Source organism: Teichococcus aerofrigidensis, from assembly GCF_054073225.1.
Genome location: NZ_JBSXMU010000155.1, coordinates 1 through 6724 on the forward strand (window position 1 = coordinate 1; position 6724 = coordinate 6724).

Below are 6724 nucleotides of genomic sequence, written 5' to 3' on the forward strand. Positions count from 1 at the left end.
GCGGCGAGCCGCCGGAGGCGGTGCTGCGGCGCCGCGCCGGGCGGCCCGTGGCCCTGGTGCTCGGCAACGAGGAGCAGGGCCTGCCGCAGCCCACCCTCGCCGCCTGCGCCGCGCGGGTGACGCTGCCGGGCTCGGGGGCGGTCGAGAGCCTCAACGTTTCGGTGGCGGCGGCGGTGCTGATCCACAGCCTGGCGCGGGGCGGCTGAGACCGGGCCATAACGCGCTTGCCGCCGTGCCCGCCACGCGCCAGAACCCGCCGCGGACCGTACCGGAGGCTCCCAAAACCATGACCATCCGCCGCCGCGCCCTGCTGGGCACCGCCGCCACCTTCCCCGCCCTTCCCGCCCTCGTCGCGCCGCGGGATGCGCGGGCGCAGGACACCTTCCCCTCCCGCACCCTGCGGCTCGTCGTGCCCTTCGCGCCGGGCGGCTCGGTGGACATGACGGGCCGGCTGATGGCGCAGATGCTGCAGCCGGTGCTGGGCCAGACCCTGGTGGTGGACAATCGCGGCGGCGCCGGCGGCAATCTCGGCGCCGCCGAGGCCGCCCGCTCGGAGCCGGATGGCCACACCATGCTGCTCGCCTCCGCCTCGATCCTCGCGGCCAACAAGTTCCTCTACACCAAGTCGATGCCGATCGACCCGATGACCGACCTCGCCCCGGTGACCCGCGTCACCACCGGCACCGTGTTCATGACGGTGAAGGCCGACAGCCCCTACCGCACCTTCCAGGACGTCATCGCGGCGGCGAAGAAGGACCCGGGCGGGCTCACCATGGGCTCCTCCGGCACCGGCACGATCAGCCACCTGACCATTTCCAAGGTCTGCCGCGCCACCGGCGCCGATATCACCCACGTGCCCTATCGCGGCGGCGCGCCGGCCCTGCAGGACCTGCTGGCCGGCAATATCGACATGATGTTCGACGTCATCCCCCTGGCCATGGCGCATGTGCGGGAAGGCCGGCTGCGGGTGCTGGCCGCCGCCAGCGCCGAGCGCGTGACCTATGTGCCGGAGCTCAGGGACGTGCCGGGGATGAAGGAGCTGCTGCCCGGCGCCGGCATCGACATGCAGTCCTGGTACGGCATCAACGTGCCCGCCGGCACGCCGGAGAACCGTATCGCGGCGCTGCACAAGGCCATCGTCTCGGTGGTCGATACGGCGGAGTTCCGCGAGAAGATGGAGCCGAACGGCTTCACCACCATCGTCGATGCCTCGCCGGCCGCCTATGGTGCCTACACCCGGTCGCAGGAGGCGGTGTGGAAGGCGCTGGTCGCGGAATCCGGCGCCAGCCTGGACTGAGGGCGCGGGGCCCCTCTTTCCCCGGCGCCCTTTCCCGCTCAGGCTGCCGCCCGGATATCCAGCCGGGAAAGACGCCTCCATGACCGCACGACGATCCCTCCTCTCCCTGCCCCTCCTGGCGGGGGCCCCCCCGCCCCCCCCCCCCCGCCCCCCCGCCAGGGCGCAGGCGGTGGCGGAGGGCCGTCCCCTCCGCCTGATCGTGCCCTTCCCGCCGGGCGGCGCCATCGACATCCTCGGCCGCCTGCTGGCCGAGCGCCTGGGCGCCGCGCTGGGACAGACGGTGGTGGTGGAGAACCGCGCCGGGGCCGGCGGCGTCATCGGCGTCGACGCCCTGGCCAAGGCGCCGCCGGACGGCTCGACCATCGGCGTGCTGGGGCTGACCACCTGGACCGCCATGCCCTCGATGTTCAGCAGCCTGCCCTTCGAGCCGGCACGGGACCTGCAGCCGCTCAGCCTGGTGACCGCCGGCGCGCTGCTCTGCGTGGTCAATGCCGAGACGGCGCGGCGGCGCGGCTGGACCGACTTCCGCGCGCTGGTCGAATGGGCCCGCGCGCATCCCGAGCAGGTGACGATGGGTTCCTCCGGCACCGGCACCTCCTCGCATCTCTGCATCAGCGCGGTGAACCAGGCGACCGGCGCGCGCATCCTGCACGTGCCCTACCGCGGCGGCGGCCCGGCCATCCAGGACCTGCTCTCCGGCACCATCGACATGATGTTCGACGTCATGCCGGCGCTGATGCCGCATGTCCGCTCCGGCGCCTTCAAGGCCCTGGCCGTCTCCTCGGCGCGGCGCGCCGGCGGGCTGCCGGAGGTGCCCGGCATGGCCGACTTCGCCGATCTGGGCCTGGACCAGGTCGACATCGTGACCTGGAACGCGGTGGCCGGCCCGGCCGGCATGCCGGCGGAGGCCGTAGCCCGGCTCGCCGCCGCGATCCGCGCCATCGTCGCGCAGCCCGGTTTCGCCGAGCGGCTGACGCCCCTCGGCTACGACCCGGTCTCCAGCGAATCCCCCGAGGCGCTGGCGGCCCTGATCGCGCGGGAGACGCCGGTCTGGGCGCGGCTGGTGGAGATCTCGGGCGCGAAGCTGGATTGAGCGGCCACAACCGGATGGAAATCCCGGAGCGGTTCCATCCGGCCGGGCGCTGCTCTAGCATCGGCGGAAACCGCCGGAGGACTCGCCCGATGCGCCGCGCCCTGTTCGCCGCCGCCCTGATGGCTCCGCTCGCCGAGGGCGCTCCGCCGGCCTCCGCCGCGGCCGCCAGCCCGCCCGCCGCGCTGACCTGCCCGGACGACGCGGCGATGCAGGCCATGGCCTCCTCGCTGCTGGCCCGCGCGCCGGTGCAGGCCTTCGGGCGCGAGCTGAGCCTGGAGGACGGGCTCTGCGCCCAGGGCAAGCTGGTGCCGGCGCTGAGCAGGCAGCTCGGACCCACCGTCGGCTGGAAGGTCGGACTGACCAACGAGGCGGCGCAGAAGCGCTTCGGCGTCAGCCACCCCCTGGCCGGGCCGATCTACGCGGCGACGGTGCGGGCGAAGTCCGGCGCCACCCTGCCGGCGGACTTCGCCGCCGTGCCCGTGGTCGAGGCCGATCTGATCGTGCGGGTCAGGGATGCCGGCATCAACGAGGCCGGCGCGGACCATGTCGAGATCCTGAGGCATCTCGACCAGGTCATCCCCTTCATCGAGATGCCGGACCTGGCCCTGGCCGAGATGGGCCGGATGAACGGGCCGAACCTGCTGGCCATCGGCGTCGGCGCGCGGCTGGGCGTGGTGGGCGAGCCGATCGCGCCGGAGGCGACCGAGGATTTCGCCCGCCGCCTGGGCAGCATGGAGGTGCGCTTCACGGCGCGGAAGGGCGAGGCGGAAAAGGAACTGGCCAAGGCCCCCGGCAGCGCGCTGTTCGGCCATCCGCTGAACGTCATCCCCTGGCTGGTGAAGGATCTCGCGGCGCGCGGCACGGCGCTGAAGCCGGGGGACCTGATCTCGCTGGGCGGCTTCTCCCCCGCCCTGCCGGCCGAGGCCGGCACCACCTACGCGACCACCTACACCGGCCTGCTGGCCGAGCCGGTCGCGGTCAGCGTGACGCTGGAATAGCCGGGCCCCCGCTCCGACGCCTGATCCTGGCCCCTTGACCCTGGCCGCGACCCGGCGCATCGCACAACGGTATCCATTGCAGCCTGAGGTGATGCCCCGATGCTTGCCCTGCGCGTCATCCCCTGCCTCGACGTCAAGGAAGGCCGCGTCGTCAAGGGCGTGAACTTCGTCGCCCTGCGCGATGCCGGCGATCCGGTGGAGCAGGCGCGCGCCTATGACGCGGAGGGCGCGGACGAGATCACCTTCCTCGACATCGGCGCCACGCACGAGAATCGCGATACGATGTACGATGTCGTCTCGCGCACCGCCGCCGAGGTCTTCATCCCGCTCACCGTCGGCGGCGGCGTGCGCTCGGTCGAGGATGTGCGCCGCCTGCTTCTGGCCGGCGCCGACAAGGCCAGCATCAACAGCGCCGCGGTGAGCGACCCCGATCTGGTGCGCCGCGCGGCGCAGGCCTTCGGCAGCCAGGCCATCGTCGTCGCCATCGACGCCCGCGCCGTCGGTCCCGGCCGGTGGGAGATCTTCACCCATGGCGGCCGCAAGGCCACCGGCATCGACGCCATCGCCTGGGCCGAGCGGATGGCGAGCCTCGGCGCCGGCGAGCTGCTCGTCACCTCGATGGACCGGGACGGCACCAAGTCCGGCTTCGATCTCGACCTGCTGCGCGCGCTGCGCGCCCGCGTGCGCCTGCCGCTGGTCGCCTCGGGCGGTGTCGGCCAGGCGCGCCACTTCGTCGAGGGCGCGCGCGCCGGGGCGACCGGGCTGCTGGCCGCGAGCGTGTTCCATTACGGCGAGATGCGGATCGGCGAGGCCAAGGCGGCGCTCGCCGCCGCCGGCCTGCCGGTTCGTCCCTGCCCCGATCTGAAGGTTGCCTGAGCGTATGGCCAAGGAAGTGAAGAAGAAAACGGCGAAGGCCAAGTCGAAGCCCGTGGCCGCCAAGAAGCCGGCCGCGAAGGCCTCGCCGCGCAAGGCGCTGCCGCTGCCGGACAGCATCCCGGCCGGCGCCAAGCCGCGCAAGGCGGCGCTGAAGGCGGAGGCCCGGCACCTGGAGCCCCTGCATGTCGCGGCCAAGGGCGATGTGGCGGTGCTGCGGCGGCTGTGGGACACGGTGGAGGCGCGCCGGCAATCGGGCGACGCCGCCCAGTCGCACTCGGCCCGCCTGCTCGCCCGCGGCACGCCCAAGGTGGCGCAGAAGCTCGGCGAGGAGGCGGTGGAATGCGTCATCGAGGCGATCCAGGGCAACCGCGCCGCGACCGTCCTGGAAAGCGCCGACCTGCTCTATCACCTGATCGTCGTCTGGGTGGATGCGGGCATCGCGCCGGAGGAGGTCTGGGCCGAGCTGGAGCGCCGCGAGGGCATCTCCGGCATCGTCGAGAAGGCGTCCCGTCCGAAGGGCATCGTCCGCGCCGCGGAGACCACCAAGCTGCCCTGAGAGCGGGGCGGCGCAGCAGCAGGAGAGGAAGCACCATGCCCGTGTCCGGCATGCCGCCCTACGACAACGGCAATATCTTCGCCCGCATCCTGCGGGGCGAGATCCCGGCCAAGAAGGTGCATGAGGACGAGCATGCCCTGGCCTTCCACGACATCGCGCCGCAGGCGCCGGTGCATGTGCTGGTGATCCCGAAGGGGGCCTATGTCTCGGTGGCGGATTTCTCCGCCGCCGCCAGCCCGGAGGAGGTGGCCGGCTTCTGGCGCGCCGTCGGGCTGACCGCCCGGCTGCTCGGGCTGGAGGACCAGGGCTACCGGGTGCTGACCAACATGGGGAGCGATGCCGGGCAGGAAGTGCCGCATTTCCACGTTCACATCTTCGGTGGGCGGCGTCTCGGCCCGATGCTGGCCAGGCCCGACGCGCAGTGAGCGCTTGACCCGGCGGGAGCCGCTCGCCATGCCTTCATCCCATGGAGGACCTCTCATCCGCCGCTGAGGCACGCACCGCTCTGGAGGCCGCCGGCGCCCTGCCGGATGCCGAGCTCGATCTCGCGGCGGTGGCGCTGCAATTCGCCCGGATCGACGCCCCGGCGGCCGACTGGCGTGCCGCGGAGCATCACCTCTCGGACCTCGCCCGCGCCGCGGTGGCCGCCGCCGCGGCCGATCCGGCGGCCGATGGCGGCGAGGTGGCGCGCCGCGTCGCCCTGCTCGCGGCGCTGCTGCATGAGCGCTTCGGTTATGCCGGCGACGGCGAGACCTACGATTCCCCCGCCAACGCCAACCTGATCGAGGTGATCCGCCGCCGCCGGGGCCTGCCGGTGGCGCTCGGCCTGCTCTGGCTGCATGCCGCCGGCGCGGCGGGCTGGCCGGCGCACGGGCTGGACTTCCCCGGCCATTTCCTGATCGGCCTCGAGGGCGCCCGCGGCATGGCGGTGGTCGATCCCTTTCATGGCGGGCGGCTGCTGGAGGCGCCGGAGCTGCGCGCCCTGCTGAAGCGGATGGAGGGCGAGGCCGCCGAGCTGCGGCCCGCCGTGCTGGAGCCGGTGTCGCGCCGCGCCGTGCTGCTGCGGCTGCAGAACAACATCAAGCTGCGCCGGCTGCAGGCCGGCGACCTGCCGGCCGCCCTGACCTGCACCGAGGATATGCTGCGCATGGCGCCGGAGGCCGCCATCCTGTGGCGCGAGGCGGCGGTGATGAACCAGCGGCTGGACCGCATCGGCGCCGCCCTGGCCTGCATCGACCGCTTCCTCGCCCTGGTGCCGCGTGGCGAGGCCGCCCAGCGCGCCCGCGCCCTGGCGGTGGAGCTGCGTCAGCGGCTGAACTGAGGCCGCGCCGGCGCCAAGCCCGGAGGCCGGGCCGGGGGCGGCCGGCTCAGTTCACTTCCTCGCCCGCCTGGAGGCCCCAGATCGCGCTGCGCTGGATATAGCCGCGGTGCCCTTCCACCTGCACCTCGCACCAGTTGCTGCCCGCCTTGCAGCTGCGGATGCGCCCGACCACGCCCGGCATCAGCCGCGCCACGACCGCGCTCGCCTCGCCCTCGGCGCTGTGGAGGCTGCGCTCCTCGCCGCGCACCAGGAAGGTGCGGCGGCCGGCCAGGGTGGACTGGTGCACCCAGCCCTCGGTGCCGTCCATGTCGCGGATGCGGCGCCACTGGTTGTATTCGCGCAGGATCTCCACCGGCAGGTCGCGGCGCTGATAGGTCCACTCGATCGGAAAGCGCGTGTCGGGGCCGATGCGCAGATTCACCTCGTCGCTGCGCAGCGAGACGAAGCGCGGGATCGGCAGGCCGGTGGCGCTGCCCAGGCTGGGCTGCTGCAGCTCCTGCGGGCTGGGAGCGGGGGAGGCGGGCGGCGGCGGCGCGCTTCCCGCCGCGCCCGTGGCGGCGGCGCCGGCCGCGACACCCGCCGC

The 6724-nt window shown here is 73.6% G+C and carries 9 protein-coding genes; 8 read left to right on the top strand and 1 reads right to left on the bottom strand.

The genetic code is table 11. From position 1 onward, the window contains the following. The 8 genes from ACVMLK_RS19130 to ACVMLK_RS19165 form a co-directional block, all read left to right on the top strand. Positions 1–206: TrmH family RNA methyltransferase (locus ACVMLK_RS19130; RefSeq protein ID WP_457487309.1), on the top strand; the 206-nt coding region annotated here is incomplete at its 5' end. 80 nt (positions 207–286) lie between these two features. Beyond that, on the top strand, positions 287–1297 hold the full coding sequence (locus ACVMLK_RS19135) for a Bug family tripartite tricarboxylate transporter substrate binding protein (RefSeq protein ID WP_457487310.1): 1011 nt from the start codon (positions 287–289) through the stop codon (positions 1295–1297). 79 nt (positions 1298–1376) lie between these two features. Next, complete coding sequence (locus ACVMLK_RS19140; RefSeq protein WP_457487311.1) at positions 1377–2390, top strand: Bug family tripartite tricarboxylate transporter substrate binding protein; 1014 nt, start codon at positions 1377–1379, stop codon at positions 2388–2390. 89 nt (positions 2391–2479) lie between these two features. Continuing rightward, positions 2480–3388, top strand: a complete 909-nt coding sequence (locus ACVMLK_RS19145; RefSeq protein WP_457487312.1) for a 2-keto-4-pentenoate hydratase — start codon at positions 2480–2482, stop codon at positions 3386–3388. A gap of 99 nt (positions 3389–3487) precedes the next feature. Continuing rightward, positions 3488–4264, top strand: coding sequence for an imidazole glycerol phosphate synthase subunit HisF (gene hisF / locus ACVMLK_RS19150; protein ID WP_198365080.1), 777 nt, complete (start codon positions 3488–3490; stop codon positions 4262–4264). A gap of 4 nt (positions 4265–4268) precedes the next feature. Continuing rightward, positions 4269–4820: a phosphoribosyl-ATP diphosphatase gene (locus tag ACVMLK_RS19155; protein WP_198365081.1), complete on the top strand. Its 552-nt coding sequence runs from the start codon at positions 4269–4271 to the stop codon at positions 4818–4820. Between the two features lie 35 nt (positions 4821–4855). Then, positions 4856–5245, top strand: a complete 390-nt coding sequence (locus ACVMLK_RS19160; protein ID WP_198365082.1) for a histidine triad nucleotide-binding protein — start codon at positions 4856–4858, stop codon at positions 5243–5245. Positions 5246–5286: 41 nt separating this feature from the next. Next, a complete protein-coding gene (locus tag ACVMLK_RS19165; RefSeq protein ID WP_198365083.1) occupies positions 5287–6141 on the top strand; it encodes a transglutaminase-like domain-containing protein in 855 nt (284 codons plus the stop codon). Positions 6142–6187: 46 nt separating this feature from the next. Here ACVMLK_RS19165 and ACVMLK_RS19170 read toward each other — a convergent pair. Further along, positions 6188–6724 (bottom strand): SH3 domain-containing protein (locus tag ACVMLK_RS19170; RefSeq protein WP_457487313.1); only part of this gene is annotated, 537 nt, incomplete at its 5' end.